Genomic DNA, 16,663 nt, shown 5'->3' with positions numbered 1-16,663 from the left:
AAAATCACCACAAGGTGAGTTAATTCCTTCCTTCCTATTCACTAGTCTTCTGACTCCTCCAATTCACGATAGGCCAATATACCGCCTATTACATTCCTGGCATTGCTAAAGCCTTGAGCTTTCAAGAATGCAACGGCTTTGCCACTTCTTGCCCCAGAGCGGCAATGTACTATTACCTCTTCGTCTTTAAGGGGGCTAAGCTCTTCCACATGGTCGGGAAAGTCGCCTAGAGGAATCAAAGTGGCCCCTAAGTTATCCTCTTCATATTCATGCTCCTCACGGACATCATAAAAGTGAAGATTTTCTCCTTTATCAAGTCTTTCTTTTAATTCTTCTACCGTTATATCCATTACTTCAAATTTATTAAGTTACCTAATCATTATTTCAACCGCAGCATTCTGTGTACGCTGCTTCCTTTTGTTGTGTACGTTTTAAAATAGTAATAACCTTGGGTTAGTTCCTTTAGGTCTATAAAATCACCTTGAATTCCATCGGTAATTTCCCGAAGTAGCCTTCCGGACTGGTCATACACCTCTATCTTTTTCAAGGCTTCGCCCTTCCATTGTACCGTTCCCCTAAAGGGGTTGGGATAATAAAACGCCTGTTGAAGGAGCGGCTCGGTGCCCGTGATGACCTCAGCACCGGCTCGTGCAACAAATGGCCTAATCATGATACTTCCCCGCAAATTTGCCGCTACGGTCCATGAATTACCTACGCTGTAATGTACTTTCCCTGCTCCATATTTGGTATTTAGGTCGTAGCCTATTGTAAGCGGATTATCACTCACTTGCAGCCAACCAACGTAAAACGTATCGGAAACGGCCACGGCTCTAGCGAAGGCAAACTCTGAAAGTTCCGTTCTACTGGAATTATAGGTGGCGGGAAAGGCCTGCTGAGCCAACAACCTATCGGGCTTCCCTTGTTTGTTGCTCCATAGCTGAAGGGTAAAGCTAGAGCCGGCAATATCATTATTAAAGGGTAAGATCGACATACGAACTCCCCCTATGGTATCAGGCTTCGGCAATAAATATTGGACGACGGTTCTACCCAGTTTCTGATTCATCTGAACTCCGTATTCTGCCGTTCCGTCGTCATAAGCAAAATAGTCGTTCAGTTCGGCAACCGCACTGAGGGTGTCGTTGCGCCGAAGATCGATGGTGGGAATACTGGGATTCTGATTATCGGTAGTTTGCATCATAAACTTATACCGTATCCGCAGAGATTCTAATCCTTCAACACCCGTCAGGGGACTCATCTTAACGGATTTATCGAGGGTGGCCAGGGGGCCAATGTACGTTGAGCCTTCACTCCCTCCAACAAAACTGGTACCGGAGAGCTCGTCTTCAAGGGTCAGTACGAAGGAAGTCCGGTTTTCATTATTATATAAATTTCGGATTTCAGCGGTTACGGCCTCCTCCGTAAACCGGCCGGGGTCGGTAAGATAATGCCCCAAGGGCATATTGGTAAACTCCTTTAAGAGAGGACTTAAAGGACGTGTAAGGGCCAAGTCCCGAATATAGCGGTCCGAGGAATTTCTACCCGCATTTAGGAATACATAGTCTACATGCCACATGTCATAAGCTCCCGAACTTCGTCCGTAACTTTGAAATCGGAATTGAAACCCCGAATGCAGATACTTAGGATCCTTGATCGCTACAAAAGTTTGATGAAAAGCGGAATCCACTCTATAACCCGTTTGCTTCCACACGACCTCCCACTGGGCATCTACCCCTAGAAACTCCAGTTGCAAAAAATCGCTTGAATCTGGCTTCTCAATGAGCGAGCCGCTCTGCCAAAAAAAACTTAGATAGATGGAGTCGGCAGGACTTAGCCCCCCAAGCGCAATAGGCTGTGAGGTGAGCGTATCGGTAAAGTCCTGGTAGAGGGGATTTATGAAATTATAGGGAAACCCATGGGAATTCAGCCCGTCGAAGGTAGCCAAATTGAGGGATGGCTGCCCAGTCGTAAGCGTATTATTAATAGACACACCACTTCCTGTTTCCCAATACGTTGCGTCGGGAATCCCACTGGTAGCTGTGGAGAAATCATCAAAAAATGGTAAGTTGACCGTAGCCCCTACCCGCATACCCGAATGCTCCGCCCCCTCCGTTGCGACCGGCACGCTTAGAGGTACTACCCTCAATTGCCCCTTGGCCGTAAAGGCAACCAACAGGGCACAACTTAATAGCCAATATAAAAAAGAGTTCGGTTTAGAATTGTAATCCTTGGGGTTGTTCATTCGATTCGGTTTCGTTGGCTTCCGGGGTGACCCATAAGTCGATCACATCCCCTATTCTAACTTTGTATCCTCCTTCGGGATTCTGCTTCACGACAATTCCTCCCCCCTGCCCATCTTCTGGCTGCAATTCCATCAATTGCCCTACTTTAAGGCCAGCGCCAACAATGACGATTTTGGCCTCATCCAAGGGCATGTCCAATACCGAAGGGGCATTGAACTGAGCCGTCCCCAAGCCCTCTCCAAGGACCAGGTCTATTTTGGACCCCTTGGCAACGGGCTGGCCAGGCAATATTTCCTTACCCTGGTAAAGCTGCTTCAAAACGGCATTTTGAGCCATATCGGGCTCATAGGTGATGGTCCCTTCCTCTAAGCCAACACTTTTAAGGGACATTTGCGCACTTTGGTGCGTCATATCGGTTAGCTTAGGCATCTTGATCAGTGGAGCCGTGTTAGAGACCACCGTAATATATATTTTTCGCCCCTCCTTTACTTTCGATCCTGGAGCAGGGTATTGAGAAATAATGGTAAGAGGCGGCACATTGGCCACAAAAGTACAATCGCTCACCTCGTATCGTAAATCCCGGCTATCCAAAAAAGCATCCAACTCCGTCACAGGCTGCTTCCTGAGGTCGGGTACGGTAATGGATTCGCCGTGGTTGGTGGTAAAAGGCAAGTATATAAAGAAAAAGCCAAGGAAAAATACCAGGATTAGCGCAATTATGATACCGATATGTATCAAAAGGTCCGAACGCGATTGGGTGCTAATTTTAGTCATGTATACTTAAGACAGAAACTTATTAATAAGATGGTAAAAGTAAATGGAAATATTCAGCTTGACAATAGACCTTATCCCGACTGGTTTTGTTTGTATGATACTTTTGTTATCGAAAAAGGAATCACCTTTCGGCTTGTATACCAATTTTAGGATAGATTGGACAGGCCACGGCCCGATTGCAACACCAAAAAAGTCATGATAAAATCAAAGATACTAAGATTGATAACCTGTCAATATTCTTTTAATATACTTTCCTAAAATATCGAATTCCAGATTAACCGAATCTCCCACACGAAGACCGGCAAAATTGGTAAATTCATAAGTATATGGAATAATCGTCACTCTAAAACTTCCAGGTTGAGAGTTAAAGACGGTAAGGCTCACTCCATTGATGCAAATAGATCCCTTTTCGACGGTAACATTGCCCTGGGCCTCATCGAAGCTAAAATCGAACAACCAGCTCCCATCGCGTTGTGCTATGTGCCGACAAGTCCCAACCTGGTCCACATGACCCTGTACGATATGCCCATCGAAACGACCGTTTGCGGGCATACAACGCTCCAGATTCACCAAATCTCCAGTTTTCAAATCACGAAGATTCGTTTTAAGAAGGGTTTCCTCTACGGCCGTAACCTGGTATCTATCGCCATCACAGGCCACGACCGTCAAGCAAACTCCATTATGGCTTATACTCTGATCGACCTTAAAAGTAGATGCTATAGCAGATTGAATCGTAAATTGAACATTGCTACCTTGATTAACTATATTTTCTACTAAACCAGTAGCTTCAACAATCCCTGTGAACATAATGCTTAAAATTATAAATATTTTATTAACAATACCAGTTGTAATTTCTTAACCCCTATACATTCCGGTGGCGATCCTGTACCAAATTAAGCTAAACATAGACATGCTGTAGCCTCTAAATAAGGTTCTAAAAGTAAAATCTTATAGAAATGGCTTACCAATCCGGCTTAGTTTCCGAAATTTGAGCAAAATTAGGAAATGCAATTGTCTTGATTAAATATTTATTTCAATAATACAACCAAATGAAGAAGGTGTTATTTATAGATCGTGATGGTACCATTATCATAGAGCCTCCGATCGATTTTCAGGTGGACTCCCTGGAGAAACTAGCATTTTTACCAGGAGCCATTTCTAACCTGCGCAAAATAGCCGAAGAGACCGATTACGAACTTGTGATGGTGACCAACCAAGATGGTTTGGGAACGGCCTCTTTTCCGGAAGACACCTTTTGGCCTGCCCAAAATAAAATGTTGTCCATTCTGGAAGGCGAAAACATTCGTTTCTCCCAGATACATGTGGATCGTAGCTTCCCCGAGGACAACCTACCTACTCGTAAGCCTGGCATAGGCATGCTGCAGGAGTATCTTACTTCCGACTATGACTTGGCCAACAGCTATGTAATTGGCGACAGGCATACCGACGTTCAGTTGGCAGCCAATTTGGGTTGCAAGGCCATATACATCGGATCGGCCGAATCGGCCCAGCAAATCCCGTCAGAAGCTGCTCCTTCATTGGCCTTCGTATCGACGGACTGGAATGCCATATATGAACACCTGAAACTTCCCTCCAGGAAGGCTAGGGTCGAAAGAAATACCAAAGAGACGGAAATTGTGATCGAGTTGAACCTCGATGGTAGCGGACTCTCTCATATTGAAACAGGGCTTGGATTTTTCGACCATATGCTCGATCAGCTCGCCAAGCATTCGGGAGCCGACCTAACGATACAGGTCAAAGGCGACCTACACATCGACGAACATCATACCATCGAAGATACGGCCCTGGCTCTGGGTGAGGCCTATCGTAAAGCCATAGGAGACAAGCGGGGCATTAGCCGCTATGGCTATCTGCTCCCTATGGACGAAGCCCTGGCCCAGGTGGCTATCGACTTCTCTGGCCGCCCATGGATGGTCTGGGATGCCGAATTCAAAAGAGAAAGAATTGGGGAAATGCCTACTGAAATGTTTCATCACTTTTTCAAATCATTTTCAGATACCTCCCTATCCAACCTTAACATCAAGGTAGAGGGTGATAATGAGCATCATAAGATAGAAGCGATATTTAAGGCCTTCGCCAAAGCCATCAAAATGGCGGTTCGAAGGGATTTAAACGCCCTCGATGTACTGCCTTCTACCAAAGGGGTACTGTAATAAAAATATGGATGCGGGTGTACCGCATTCATATTTTTTGCCTAAATTTGCAATTATCGAAAAATGAAAACCGGATTATAGTATGTATATGACCATTATCATGATCGCCTTTTATGTTATCTTGTTAACCTCAGCCTTTTTGGTAGGGCGTTGGTTGGAGAACCATGAAAAAGGTTGGAAAGCATAATATTTTTAAGGTTGTTTTTTACAACCTTTTTTTTGTGGCTGGGTGTCTTACTTTTTATACTATAATTGACTTCAGACGCAACAAAACAGACAAAATGAACGTTTTGAGTCTGTTTTTAGTTTTTAATTAGTACAAAAACCATACTTACACCCTTGAAGAATTTTCTAATCATATTCATCACCCTAGCCTTTCTGTGTTGTTATACAGGAATAGACAAGCTATTGCTTGCCAAAAGCCAGGTAGTGGTGGTATGTGATGCGGAAGAGTGTGAAAGTGAAACGGTAGAAACGCAGCAGTTGATGGAAGACCATCATATCATAGCTCATTTCTTCGAAGGTTTTCCTCATTTATTTAATATCAATAATAATTTCTCTCCTTTTCTATACCGCATTAGTTTTAATAATGAGGTATATCGCAACTTGTTCTCGCCGCCCCCAGAGTTGAGTTAAAAAATCCCTAATATTTAAATAAAGATTCTACAGTACCATATTGTGCACTGAAGATGAATCTGTATTTGAAAAATCTAATATTTTTTAATAAAACTTAAAATGACAAGCGCACATGGAACGCTCCTATAATAAGCTATTTGATAATAATAAGAAATGGGTAGAAGATACAATTGCTACTGACCCCCACTATTTTACGAATCTAGCCAATGGCCAAACCCCAGAGTTTCTCTGGATAGGCTGTTCGGACAGTAGAGTACCCGCCAACCAAATTACAGGTACCAATCCTGGAGAGATTTTCGTGCATCGCAATATTGCCAATATGGTGGTACATACCGACATGAACCTATTGAGCGTCATTGACTACTCCGTAAATGTATTGGGCGTTAAGCACATCATGGTAGTAGGCCATTATGGCTGCGGAGGCGTAAAAGCCGCCATGGGCAATCAACAGGTAGGCCTTATCGACAACTGGCTGCGTAATATCAAGGACGTATACCGGCTTTACGAAAAAGAATTGGACGCCATAGTTGACGAGAATGATAGAACAGATCGTTTGGTCGAATACAATGTTATAGAACAAGTCAATAACCTAGGCAAAACCTCTATCGTTCAAAATGCTTGGGCCAATGGCCGCCCCCTACAGCTTCATGGTATTGTATATGACCTTAAAAATGGTTTGCTTAAGGACCTAAAGGCATCGGTAGAGGATAATACCCAAATTCGACCCGTATACCGATTCACCCCGCAGCCCAAAACGGCTTGATAACCTCCCTGTTACCAACTTATTGAATTACATAATTTTATGTCAAAATCGAACAATAATTTTTTCGCCAATTTAAAATACGACCTTCCTGCTGGACTGGTAGTATATTTAGTAGCACTCCCTCTGTGTCTGGGGGTTGCATTGGCTTCTACTGGCCGGTCAGATCTGCTATTTTCAGGTATCATCGCAGGATTTGTAGGTGGTATTGTGGTAGGCTCGCTGAGTGGATCCAACCTGGGAGTTTCAGGCCCTGCCGCTGGCTTGGTGGTCATTGTGCTAGGAGCCCTAGACTCTTTGGGAAGCTTTGAAGCCTTTTTGCTGGCGGTGGTACTGGCTGGAGTCATACAGGTAATTGCCGGCTTACTCAAAGCAGGGATCGTGGGATATTACTTCCCTTCTTCCGTCATCAAGGGAATGCTAGCCGCCATAGGGATTACCCTGATCTTAAAAGAAATACCCCACGCCTTTGGCTATGATGTGGACTATATGGGGGACCAGACCTTCCAACAAAGTGACGGTCAAAATACCTTTACCGAGATTTGGAATGCGGTAGACTATATAAGTCCTGGTGCCATTATTATCTCCATCGTCTCTCTAGCCTTGCTAATCTTGTTCGACAGGCCTTTTATGAAAAAAATTGGTTTGTTCAAGTTTTTACCCGGAGCACTTTTTGTGGTATTAATCGGTATATTATTGAACACCGTTTTTGCGCAAATGGCCCCAGGATTCGTAATGGCTGGCGAACATTTGGTTCAACTACCAGTAGCCTCCAGCCTGAATGAATTCTTTAGCTTCTTTAAGACCCCAGACTTCTCAGCGTTCTCTAATCCACAAGTATATACCGTGGCCATTACTCTAGCAGTAGTAGCCAGTTTGGAAACGTTGCTTTCCGTAGAGGCTACCGACAAGCTCGACCCTTATAAAAGAAGCACCCCTACCAACAGAGAATTGGTAGCTCAGGGAATTGGTAACATCACCTCAGGACTTATTGGTGGCTTGCCCATTACCCAGGTCATCGTGCGGAGCTCAGCCAATATCGACTCAGGAGGTAGATCCAAGTTCTCAACCATTTTCCATGGTAGTATTCTTTTGCTATCAGCACTGCTGATTCCGCGGCTATTGAACTTTATCCCCCTAGCCTCTTTGGCAGCTATACTTTTAATGGTAGGTTATAAGCTTTCAAAATTCTCGCTATACCAATCTATGTTCAAGTTGGGGAAAGAACAGTTCATTCCCTTTATTGTGACCATTATCGCCATCTTAAGCACCGATTTGCTCAAAGGAATAGCCATTGGTATGGTGGTTGCCATCTACTTTATCTTGCGTAAAAACTTCAAGCATTCGTACTATTACGAAAAAGAAGAACAGCACGATGGAGATGTGATCAAGATTATCTTATCGGAGGAGGTAACATTCCTTAACAAAGGAAGCATCAACGACACGTTGAGCAAAATTCCAGCTGGCTCAACGGTATTGATCGATGGATCTAAATCGATCGATATTGATTATGATGTACTAGAAATCATCCAAAATTTCAGAACTCATACCGCACCTTTAAAGGATATCACGGTATTAACCAAAGATATCATGGTGGTAGAGGGCAACGGAGCACATTAATCGAACCGAAGCACTCAAAAAAAACCCCGGTTGCAGTATGCGACCGGGGTTTTTGCTTTTACTATTAAGTTCGATTTAGTCTTGTCTTCTATTCTGTTTAAGCCGTTGAATGAGCATGTCGTTGAAGGTTTTTTCGGCCTTATAAAGCTCGGCTAACTGGCTTGCTGTAATCACCTTTAAAAACCGTTGCTGATAGTCTTTTTCTAGGTCTAGCTCCTTCTGTTTTAATTCCTGAACCTCCTTTAGATTGTTCATGGCTGCGCGATCGTCCACTCCATCGGCCTTTTTCTCGCCAAATATCTTGCGCATATCCCGGTGAATTTGCCGCCGCTGCTGAGAGTACTCATTATATAGGGGCCAAAAACCAGCCGATTGCTCTTGGGTCAGATCGAGCCTATTGGTGATAATGGCCACCTTGGCATCCTGAATTCGTCGCATCTCATCGCTGGAGTGACGCTGCCCATATACACTAGTTCCCGAGGCATAAAATACCACAAAAAGTAAGGCCAGCGCTCTAAATAATATTTTTTTCAATACACAATTCATTATAAACTAAGTTAGGTCAAATCTTTTCCAAATCAATCGCAGTCGTTTCCATGAGTTGCTGCAGTAACAGCTCGTCATCCATTCCTTCCAAATAATACATCACCGTAGAGTCCGACTCAAAGGCAGCCTGAACCACACGCTGCTCACTCAAATCGAAATAGCTTAGATTCTCTTCCTCCAGGTATTCTATAATACTTCCTTGGCTTATACCACTCAACGGCTCGGAGCCCAGAGCGCCTTGCTGCTTGGGAAAAGTAACCCATATGAGCACGGCAACCAATAATACCGCCGCTGCTGAGCCTAATCCCCATTGCCAGTTCACTCCAATCACCCGACCTGAATCCCGGTCGGAACGCGCTTCGGAATTCCCGTTGTCCTTTCCTTCAACACGCCCCTGAATGACGTTGGGCAATTCTTCAAAAAATCCCTCTGGCACGGCCATAGGAACCTGTTTCTTAAGGTCTTTGAGTAATATTCGATTCTTATCCATGTTTTCCAATTTTGCACGCTGCACTATCATTGGACAGGCAGGTAGGCGTTTGGTTTAATCCGTATCATTCAAATAATCTTCAATTTTTTTGGTAGCCCAATGATATGAGGCCTTCAGAGCCCCTACCGACGTCCCGGTAATCTCGGCAATCTCATCATAAGGAAGCTCCTCATAGTACTTCAAATTGAATACTAATCTTTGTTTTTCCGGTAGTTTTAATAAGGCCTTTTGCAATTTCAGTTGTATGGCATCCCCACTCAACTCTGGGTCGGATTCCAACTTTTCTGACAGTTCGTTTTCTACGTCGTGTAAAGGAATAAAAAAGCGTCTTTTTTTCTTGTTCAAGAAATTAATCGCTTCATTGCTGGCCACACGATACAACCAGGTATAAAGCTTAGAATCGCCCCGAAACTTATCTAAAGCCTTCCAAGTCTTGATAAATACCTCCTGAGTAAGGTCATTAGCGTCGTCGTGATCGACCACCATTTTCCTGATCAACCAATACACCTTTTGCTGGTATTTGCGCACCAAATGGTTGAAAGCGTTCGATCGCGTTTCAGGATTCTCAAAAAGGGCTAGTAACTCTTCGTCTGACATGCACTGTGTTTTAACCCGCTAAATTCGCTTCATGATCACCCATCTCTGCTTCGGGAAGGCAATCCTTGAAGTCACTAGCATCTATTTCACCAATATTACTGGTTTTTCAGGATATGGACAAATAAAATTATAGTCTTGCCTCAAGCCAACCATTGGGCCCGATGCAAGACTAAAACTATAAATCTGAAGATAAAGGCTACCTACTTTCTAGCCATCACTTTCTTGGCAGCAGCCACAATAGCGGCAGCCGAAAGGCCATATTTCTCTAGTAACTGAGCAGGAGTTCCACTTTCCCCGAAGCTGTCGTCGACGGCAATATACTCTTGAGGAACAAGGTCATTTTTGACGATCACTTGGGCCACGCTATCGCCCAAGCCACCTATGCGGTTATGCTCTTCAGCCGATACGATACAGCGCGTCTTAGCGATAGACTTCAATATAGCCTCTTCATCTAAAGGTTTGATGGTGTGGATATTGATAATCTCCGCACTTATCCCTTCGGCAGCAAGTGTTTCGCCAGCCTGAATAGCTTCCCACACCATATGTCCGGTAGCTACAATGGTCACGTCGGTTCCTTCATTGACCATCCATGCTTTTCCTATTTCAAACTTTTGATCGGCATCGGTAAATACGGGAATCACCGGACGGCCAAAACGTAGATACACCGGACCTTCGTAATCGGCAATAGCAATGGTAGCCGCCTTAGTTTGGTTATAGTCGCAAGGGTTAATCACCGTCATCCCTGGCAACATCTTCATCATACCGATATCCTCAAGGATCTGGTGGGTAGCACCATCTTCTCCCAGGGTAAGCCCGGCATGGGAAGCACATATTTTCACATTCTTTCCAGAATAGGCTACGCTCTGACGAATCTGGTCGTACACCCTTCCTGTAGCGAAATTGGCAAAGGTAGTAGCAAAAGGAATCTTCCCTCCAATGGTAAGTCCAGCGGACATCCCTATCATATTGGCTTCGGAAATCCCACATTGAATAAACCGATCAGGGTTTTCTTGGATAAACGGTCCTAACTTCAAGGATCCCACTAAGTCGGCACATAGCGCCACCACATTGGGGTTGCTTTTTCCTAGCTCGTGCATACCCGCACCAAACCCTGAACGAGTATCTTTTTTCTCTGTGAAAGTGTATTTTTTCATTATCTGTAAAAAGTCTTTGAATTTTGAAAATATTAATAACCCATGGGGCGTGTTATACGGCGATTAGTAATCTCCCATGGTCTCCTCCAACTGTGCCAACGCTGCCGCCAGCTGATCGTCGTTGGGGGCTATACCATGCCATTTATGTGAGCCCATCATAAAGTCGACGCCGTAACCCATTCCAGTATGCAAAAGCACCATGATCGGACGCCCATGCCCCAAGCGCGACTTGGCCTCATAAAGTCCTTTTACGATGGCTGCCATGTCATTACCCTCTTCAATATTCAACACTTCCCATCCAAAAGCTTCATACTTTTTGCCTAGGTCTCTGTTGTCCATCACTTCTATAGTAGGACCATCTATCTGTTGTCCGTTAAGATCTATAACGGCTATTAGATTGTCAACTTTAAGGTGTGGAGCCGCCATGGCAGCCTCCCATACCTGACCTTCCTGTTGCTCGCCATCACCCATCAATACATATACCGTATTGGTGTCCTTATTGAGTTTTTTGGCCGTAGCAGCACCTATAGCTGCCGACATACCCTGTCCCAAGGAACCCGACGCAATACGGATACCGTCGAGGCCCTCATGCGTGGTAGGATGCCCCTGCAACCGAGAATTTAACTTACGGAAAGTCGCCATTTCTGAAACTGGGAAATAGCCTTTACGACTTAGCACACTATACCATACTGGGGAAATGTGCCCGTTGGATAAAAAGAATAAGTCTTCATCTTTTCCATCCATATCAAATACTACACTGCCGTTTTCCTCTTTAAGCTTCATTTGCTCAAAATACAAGGCTACCAATAGGTCGGTACAGCCTAAAGATCCCCCCGGGTGCCCCGATTGGCAACCGTGAACCATGCGTAAAATATCTCTACGAACCTGAGATGCAACTTTTTCTAATTGTTCAATTTCCATCTTTGTAATGATTGTTTTAAATATAGTCGTGGAAAGAGCTTCCAGCCCAATAGGCTTTTTGTAAAACTCGTTTATTAAGATTCGATCATAGGACTCTATTTAAGTCCTTTTACCCTAAAATTTGATCCGTATGATTTTTTGTATCTACCTTTTTGATGATCTCGATAATAGTCCCTTCTTCATCGATCACAAAGGTTGTGCGCGCTATACCCATGTAGGTTTTACCATACATGTTCTTCTCTACCCACACCCCATAGGCTTCCACAATATCGTGGCTGGTATCGGCCAGGAGTGGGAAAGGGAGGTCAAATTTTTGAATAAACTTAGTATGCGATTTCTCATCGTCCACACTAACCCCTAGCACTACATAGCCTTTTGCCAATAGGCTATCGTAATGATCCCTCAAATTACATGCCTGAGCCGTGCATCCCGGGGTGTTGTCTTTAGGGTAAAAATACAAAACTACCTTTTTCCCTTTGAAGGACGAGAGCTTCACTTCTTGTCCATTTTGATCCTTTCCGGTAAATTCCGGAGCCTTATTCCCAATTTCAAGTGACATATTGCTATTTTCGTTTTTTAGCAGCGTGCGCTTTTTATTTTATTTCAGTTCGCAAGATAGTATTATTTCCAGCCCTATCGGTAATTTTAATGTAAAGCTCTCCATCAAAACTTTTGTTTTTGTCTAATTTGTCGGACCATATCAGCCCCGTTTTATATTCATAATTCAGCAGCACCCATTCTCCATTTACTTCGGCTCGAAAATCGTCTATCCCCGAATCGCCGTCCGAAATATAGGCCGCTATTCGTCCTTTACTTTGCTCTATAACTCGCAATTTTGGCGGTATACTGTCTACTCGGACCACAAAATCACCTAACTCTCTCGTTGTAAAGACGATAACCCCATCTTTCCATTCCCCTCCTACATAGCTATATTTTCCTGCAGAATACCGATAAACATGGCTTTTTTCAAGCTTATCAGGTAGTACATCGGGTCGGTAGGTTATTTTTACGTAACTTCTCAAGGCAACCCCATTATCGTTAATACTAAGCCGACCTCCCTGCTTCCCTCCTTTCACATAGAGGGTATCGAAAAGACTGGAACTGTCCGTAGCGATGGACCAGTCGGCCGCATCATACCGCTGGAGTAGCCCTGGATACAAGGCTTTCTTAAAATGAGTCGGAAGTATCTTGTTGCCCACTCCCACCGAGTCGGGCAGGTTATTTCTTAAATCCACCAAAAAGCTTAGGTTATTACCTTTGCTGCTAGCGGGCAGCACATCTATGACGCTTCCATCTTGGTAAAGCTTCAGCATGGGGCTGCCACTCTGATAGTTTGCAGCATCGACCCGTAGGGTATTCTCTTGAACATAGCTGCTCAATACACTTGGCTCCGATTCTTTGGAACTACTGAAATCGCCTTGATCAATCTGCTCCCCTTGAATTCGAAATACCAACTCACTACTATTATGATAAGCATCCGAAATCACCACGCGAACTTTATGCTCGAGGGTATCGGATATCATGATGCGACCTTTATATTGATTGGTTTTATATAAATCCAAATAGTGCCCATCGGGAATGTAGCATTTCAACAATCGGTCCCCCGATTGTTGTCGTGTTTCATAATCGATCTGATTATTGTATTCCCGGGTAGCCTCATTGGGAAATATTTCCATGTTATAAACAAATATCTCCTCATCGTCCAGGTGTACCTCTACACACTGCAGGCCATAACGAAACCCCGTTCCGGTCATCAGATCGAAGGCCTGCAAGTCCATTCCGATAACTCCGGTGGCCTTCACCGTAGGCAAACGATAAGAACCGTCCTTAAGCCTCTCTACTTTAAATTCCTGGCGTTCGAAAGTATCATTGACCCGACTATCGATGGTTAGAGGCCTCAATGCCAAGCTAACAAATTTTGGTGCAGCCCGATCGACCACCTCCTTAAAGCCGAAGAACAGGGGATTCAGATAGTTGTCCTTAGAGTCTCGAATTTCAAAGTGAAGATGCGGCCCAGCCGACCCTCCCGTATTTCCAGAAAGCGCTATCACTTCACCCTTCTTAAAGGAATATGCTCCTGGCTGAGGGTATAGGTCTATTTCAAATTTCTGCTGGGCATATTGCTGTTCGCGGACATATTGCGCTACCGATTCTTCAAAAACCTTTAAATGCCCATAAACGGTGGTTTGGCCATTGGGATGGCGTAGGTATAGTACATTCCCATATCCGCCCCTTTGTACCCCCACTTTATATACATACCCATCGGCAGCGGCATGTACCGGCAACCCCTCACGTTGCTGCGTACGGATATCGGTGCCAGCATGAAAATGATTGGAACGTAAGTCCCCAAGCCCCCCCGACAGGCTGTTGGCCAGTCCAGGACGGATAGGAAACGAATAATACCCTTTGGGATAGGAGAGTCGCTGGGCAATAGAAGACTTGGCTAGTCCCAATAAAAAAAGTAAGAATAATATAAATGGTACCCGGGTACCGAAATTATTGAGCATAAAGGCTAATTAGTATCGATCCAAAGACAAATGTCTTCTCGTAATTATTTAATGTTAAGGTTCATCATCTCTCGACCTTCCAAATAGGTCGTGATCTTATCGCCGATTTGTACTGGTCCTACCCCTTTAGGAGTTCCCGTAAATATCAAATCGCCTTTTTTGATCATAAAGTACTTCGAGATAAACGAGATCAGATAGTTAATTCGATATAGCATCATAGAAGAATTGCCTTCTTGTTTCATTTCACCGTTTAGAGCCAATCCAAAGTTCAGATTCTGAACATCCCCAAGTTGGTCAATCGGTACAAACTCCGATACCGGTGCCGATCCATTGAATGCCTTCGCCAGGTCCCATGGCAGGCCTTTGGCTTTTAACTCCGACTGCAAGTCGCGAGCGGTAAAGTCCACCCCCACCGCTATTTCATTATAATACTTATGAGCGAAACGCTCTTCAATATTCTTGCCTACCCGGTTGATCTTCACCACCAGTTCTACTTCGTAATGAATGTCTTTAGAGAAGTCAGGATAAAAAAAAGGTTCTCCAGCCCTAATCTGCGCGGTTTCCGGCTTTAAAAAGATAACCGGTGCATCCGGCTGCTGATTATTCAATTCGGCAATATGTTCGGTATAATTGCGCCCCACACATATAATCTTCATAGGAACTGTATTCTTTTGGGTATAATGAATCGATATTTTACTGGCCACAAATCTACTTACAATGCCTCGAGTCCAACAATTTTTCTACCATTATTTACCCGTACTATGGAATATTTTAATAAAATTGTCAGTTTAGGATAGGGAATATAACCCCGTGCAGATCATTTTTACCCGTTTTAACGTTAGCTAATAGATCTCAACGTATCCTTAACGAACTCCAGAACAGCTTTGTAACAATATTCATTCATGCCTAGATTTTCTTCCACACCACTATTACTTCTCTTGCTAATATGCTTTACGATAGTCTCCTGCGATACCCTAAGAAAGGCTCCTTCCAATGCCTCTGCCGCGCCACCCTATAGCCGCAATACCAATACGGTGTCCAGAAATACCAAGGGCAGCGTAGCCAAAAGACCTTCAAAGAGCAGCCCTACACGTGCGTCCACTCCCCCAGCCACCACGGAGATCGCTCAGGTGATAAAGACCGCCCGGAACTACACCGGAACGCCGTATCGAGCGGGCGGCAACGACCGCCGGGGCATCGACTGCTCAGGGCTTATCTGCACGGTATATTCCGAAATCGGTGTAAAAGTCCCTCGAATTTCCTGGCAACAATCCGAATATGGCCGAGAGGTCAGTAGTGTTAGTGATATTCGCCCAGGCGACTGGCTATTTTTCGTCCCTGAGGCGGGCAAAGAGGGGTATGTATCGCATGCTGGCATCGTAACAGATGTAAGGGGCAGCGAAGAAATCATTTTTATTCATGCCTCCTCCTCACGGGGAGTACGAGAGGACAACCTATTCTCCACATATTTTAAAGGACGCTTCGTAAAGGCCATGAGGCCCTTCTAATCATGGCGGCGAATCGATTATTTTTTTGCATAGGCTGGAGCTCGTAACGCCTCAGCCTATCGTGTGTTAGAACAATTGCATCAGAGCGGCAAAATCGATATTACTATAATCTTCAATATAAAGGCTACATGGGGGAAGTTCCTCTTGGCTATGTGAACTCAGCACCCCTACAACCCGCATCCCAGCATTGGTAGCCGCCATCACTCCTGAATAGGAATCCTCAAAAACTATGCATTGCTCGGGAAGAACCCCCAAATTCGCAGCACTTTTTAGATATACCTCCGGATCGGGCTTGTGCTTTATAACGTCCTCACTGGCCATCACCGACCCTAAATGAGGGTATATCGGGACTTGACCCACGATCAGGTCCAGATTAGCCCGGGGAGCCGAAGTAGCCACAGCCACCCTGACCGACTGCTGTACCAAGGTTTCAAAAAATGGAAGAAATCCAGCAATAGGCTCTATATGCGGTGCATACAAGGTACGGAACAAACTCTCTTTCTCTTCTTCGAGGCTCCGCAGATCCTCCCCCTCTATAGGCCTTCCCAAAAAATGGCTCAGGATATAACTGTTACTCTTCCCATACATATGTTGCTGGAAGTCGGCCTCGGTAGGCTGTAAATTCCTTTTGGAGAAAAAGGCTTTAAAAGCGATCGAATGATACGGGTTGGTATGGCAAATAACCCCATCCATATCGAATATTACTGCTCGTTGTTCTGGCATTTTGTACTTATTT

18 protein-coding genes are annotated in these 16,663 nt (G+C 44.5%); 5 read left to right on the top strand and 13 right to left on the bottom strand.

Annotated elements, in window-relative coordinates; translation table 11 throughout:
- Positions 1-41 precede the first annotated feature (41 nt).
- The 4 genes from CLV98_RS21105 to CLV98_RS21090 all read right to left on the bottom strand — a co-directional run bounded on the left by CLV98_RS21105 (position 42) and on the right by CLV98_RS21090 (position 3,821).
- On the bottom strand, positions 42-350 hold the full coding sequence (locus CLV98_RS21105; protein WP_109677751.1) for a rhodanese-like domain-containing protein: 309 nt from the start codon (positions 348-350) through the stop codon (positions 42-44).
- Positions 351-379: 29 nt separating this feature from the next.
- The gene (locus CLV98_RS21100; protein WP_109677749.1) at positions 380-2,239 is read right to left on the bottom strand and encodes a T9SS type A sorting domain-containing protein; all 1,860 of its coding nucleotides are present in this window, start codon (positions 2,237-2,239) and stop codon (positions 380-382) included.
- Entirely contained in the window at positions 2,211-3,014 is an 804-nt protein-coding gene (locus CLV98_RS21095; protein WP_109677747.1) for a PASTA domain-containing protein, read from the bottom strand. The genes CLV98_RS21100 and CLV98_RS21095 overlap by 29 nt, the downstream gene beginning before the upstream one ends.
- Before the next feature lie 213 nt (positions 3,015-3,227).
- Positions 3,228-3,821 carry a riboflavin synthase gene (locus CLV98_RS21090; RefSeq protein ID WP_109677745.1) on the bottom strand — a complete coding sequence of 198 codons (594 nt, stop codon included), beginning with the start codon at positions 3,819-3,821 and terminating at the stop codon, positions 3,228-3,230.
- 242 nt (positions 3,822-4,063) lie between these two features.
- Here CLV98_RS21090 and hisB point away from each other — a divergent pair, with 242 nt between their 5' ends.
- The 4 genes from hisB to CLV98_RS21070 all read left to right on the top strand — a co-directional run bounded on the left by hisB (position 4,064) and on the right by CLV98_RS21070 (position 8,204).
- A complete protein-coding gene (gene hisB / locus CLV98_RS21085; protein WP_109677743.1) occupies positions 4,064-5,188 on the top strand; it encodes a bifunctional histidinol-phosphatase/imidazoleglycerol-phosphate dehydratase HisB in 1,125 nt (374 codons plus the stop codon).
- Positions 5,189-5,527: 339 nt separating this feature from the next.
- Positions 5,528-5,824, top strand: coding sequence for a hypothetical protein (locus CLV98_RS21080; RefSeq protein ID WP_109677741.1), 297 nt, complete (start codon positions 5,528-5,530; stop codon positions 5,822-5,824).
- Positions 5,825-5,936: 112 nt separating this feature from the next.
- Positions 5,937-6,587 (top strand): carbonic anhydrase, encoded by a 651-nt coding sequence (locus tag CLV98_RS21075; RefSeq protein ID WP_109677739.1) that lies wholly within the window; start codon positions 5,937-5,939, stop codon positions 6,585-6,587.
- 39 nt (positions 6,588-6,626) lie between these two features.
- On the top strand, positions 6,627-8,204 hold the full coding sequence (locus CLV98_RS21070; protein WP_109677737.1) for a SulP family inorganic anion transporter: 1,578 nt from the start codon (positions 6,627-6,629) through the stop codon (positions 8,202-8,204).
- Between the two features lie 75 nt (positions 8,205-8,279).
- Here the strand turns inward: CLV98_RS21070 and CLV98_RS21065 are convergent, their stop codons facing one another.
- From CLV98_RS21065 to CLV98_RS21030, 8 genes are all read right to left on the bottom strand, one after another.
- Positions 8,280-8,738 carry a hypothetical protein gene (locus tag CLV98_RS21065; protein WP_229203518.1) on the bottom strand — a complete coding sequence of 153 codons (459 nt, stop codon included), beginning with the start codon at positions 8,736-8,738 and terminating at the stop codon, positions 8,280-8,282.
- 28 nt (positions 8,739-8,766) lie between these two features.
- On the bottom strand, positions 8,767-9,240 hold the full coding sequence (locus CLV98_RS21060) for a hypothetical protein (RefSeq protein ID WP_109677837.1): 474 nt from the start codon (positions 9,238-9,240) through the stop codon (positions 8,767-8,769).
- 54 nt (positions 9,241-9,294) lie between these two features.
- A complete protein-coding gene (locus tag CLV98_RS21055; protein WP_109677734.1) occupies positions 9,295-9,837 on the bottom strand; it encodes an RNA polymerase sigma factor in 543 nt (180 codons plus the stop codon).
- A gap of 200 nt (positions 9,838-10,037) precedes the next feature.
- Complete coding sequence (locus CLV98_RS21050; RefSeq protein ID WP_109677732.1) at positions 10,038-10,991, bottom strand: transketolase family protein; 954 nt, start codon at positions 10,989-10,991, stop codon at positions 10,038-10,040.
- Positions 10,992-11,054: 63 nt separating this feature from the next.
- Entirely contained in the window at positions 11,055-11,912 is an 858-nt protein-coding gene (locus CLV98_RS21045; protein WP_109677730.1) for a transketolase, read from the bottom strand.
- 109 nt (positions 11,913-12,021) lie between these two features.
- Complete coding sequence (gene bcp, locus CLV98_RS21040) at positions 12,022-12,471, bottom strand: thioredoxin-dependent thiol peroxidase (RefSeq protein WP_109677728.1); 450 nt, start codon at positions 12,469-12,471, stop codon at positions 12,022-12,024.
- A gap of 34 nt (positions 12,472-12,505) precedes the next feature.
- Positions 12,506-14,419 carry a M23 family metallopeptidase gene (locus tag CLV98_RS21035; protein ID WP_109677726.1) on the bottom strand — a complete coding sequence of 638 codons (1,914 nt, stop codon included), beginning with the start codon at positions 14,417-14,419 and terminating at the stop codon, positions 12,506-12,508.
- 44 nt (positions 14,420-14,463) lie between these two features.
- The gene (locus CLV98_RS21030; protein ID WP_109677835.1) at positions 14,464-15,075 is read right to left on the bottom strand and encodes a fumarylacetoacetate hydrolase family protein; all 612 of its coding nucleotides are present in this window, start codon (positions 15,073-15,075) and stop codon (positions 14,464-14,466) included.
- Between the two features lie 246 nt (positions 15,076-15,321).
- Between CLV98_RS21030 and CLV98_RS21025 the strand changes: the two genes are divergently transcribed.
- On the top strand, positions 15,322-15,927 hold the full coding sequence (locus CLV98_RS21025; protein ID WP_109677724.1) for a C40 family peptidase: 606 nt from the start codon (positions 15,322-15,324) through the stop codon (positions 15,925-15,927).
- Between the two features lie 66 nt (positions 15,928-15,993).
- Here CLV98_RS21025 and CLV98_RS21020 read toward each other — a convergent pair whose 3' ends face one another.
- Complete coding sequence (locus CLV98_RS21020) at positions 15,994-16,650, bottom strand: HAD family hydrolase (protein WP_109677722.1); 657 nt, start codon at positions 16,648-16,650, stop codon at positions 15,994-15,996.
- Between the last annotated feature and the right edge of the window lie 13 nt (positions 16,651-16,663).

Source organism: Dyadobacter jejuensis (assembly GCF_003149085.1).
Taxonomy (GTDB): Bacteria; Bacteroidota; Bacteroidia; order Cytophagales; family Spirosomataceae; genus Dyadobacter; species Dyadobacter jejuensis.
This window is presented reverse-complemented; position numbering and strand designations above follow the sequence as displayed.

Coding starts and splice junctions, on each gene's coding strand:
- CLV98_RS21105 (WP_109677751.1), bottom strand. CDS start 350: ATGGATATAACGGTAGAAGAATTAAAAGAAAGACTTGATAAAGGAGAA.
- CLV98_RS21100 (WP_109677749.1), bottom strand. CDS start 2,239: ATGAACAACCCCAAGGATTACAATTCTAAACCGAACTCTTTTTTATAT.
- CLV98_RS21095 (WP_109677747.1), bottom strand. CDS start 3,014: ATGACTAAAATTAGCACCCAATCGCGTTCGGACCTTTTGATACATATC.
- CLV98_RS21090 (WP_109677745.1), bottom strand. CDS start 3,821: ATGTTCACAGGGATTGTTGAAGCTACTGGTTTAGTAGAAAATATAGTT.
- hisB (WP_109677743.1), top strand. CDS start 4,064: ATGAAGAAGGTGTTATTTATAGATCGTGATGGTACCATTATCATAGAG.
- CLV98_RS21075 (WP_109677739.1), top strand. CDS start 5,937: ATGGAACGCTCCTATAATAAGCTATTTGATAATAATAAGAAATGGGTA.
- CLV98_RS21070 (WP_109677737.1), top strand. CDS start 6,627: ATGTCAAAATCGAACAATAATTTTTTCGCCAATTTAAAATACGACCTT.
- CLV98_RS21060 (WP_109677837.1), bottom strand. CDS start 9,240: ATGGATAAGAATCGAATATTACTCAAAGACCTTAAGAAACAGGTTCCT.
- CLV98_RS21055 (WP_109677734.1), bottom strand. CDS start 9,837: ATGTCAGACGAAGAGTTACTAGCCCTTTTTGAGAATCCTGAAACGCGA.
- CLV98_RS21050 (WP_109677732.1), bottom strand. CDS start 10,991: ATGAAAAAATACACTTTCACAGAGAAAAAAGATACTCGTTCAGGGTTT.
- CLV98_RS21045 (WP_109677730.1), bottom strand. CDS start 11,912: ATGGAAATTGAACAATTAGAAAAAGTTGCATCTCAGGTTCGTAGAGAT.
- bcp (WP_109677728.1), bottom strand. CDS start 12,471: ATGTCACTTGAAATTGGGAATAAGGCTCCGGAATTTACCGGAAAGGAT.
- CLV98_RS21035 (WP_109677726.1), bottom strand. CDS start 14,419: ATGCTCAATAATTTCGGTACCCGGGTACCATTTATATTATTCTTACTT.
- CLV98_RS21030 (WP_109677835.1), bottom strand. CDS start 15,075: ATGAAGATTATATGTGTGGGGCGCAATTATACCGAACATATTGCCGAA.
- CLV98_RS21025 (WP_109677724.1), top strand. CDS start 15,322: ATGCCTAGATTTTCTTCCACACCACTATTACTTCTCTTGCTAATATGC.
- CLV98_RS21020 (WP_109677722.1), bottom strand. CDS start 16,650: ATGCCAGAACAACGAGCAGTAATATTCGATATGGATGGGGTTATTTGC.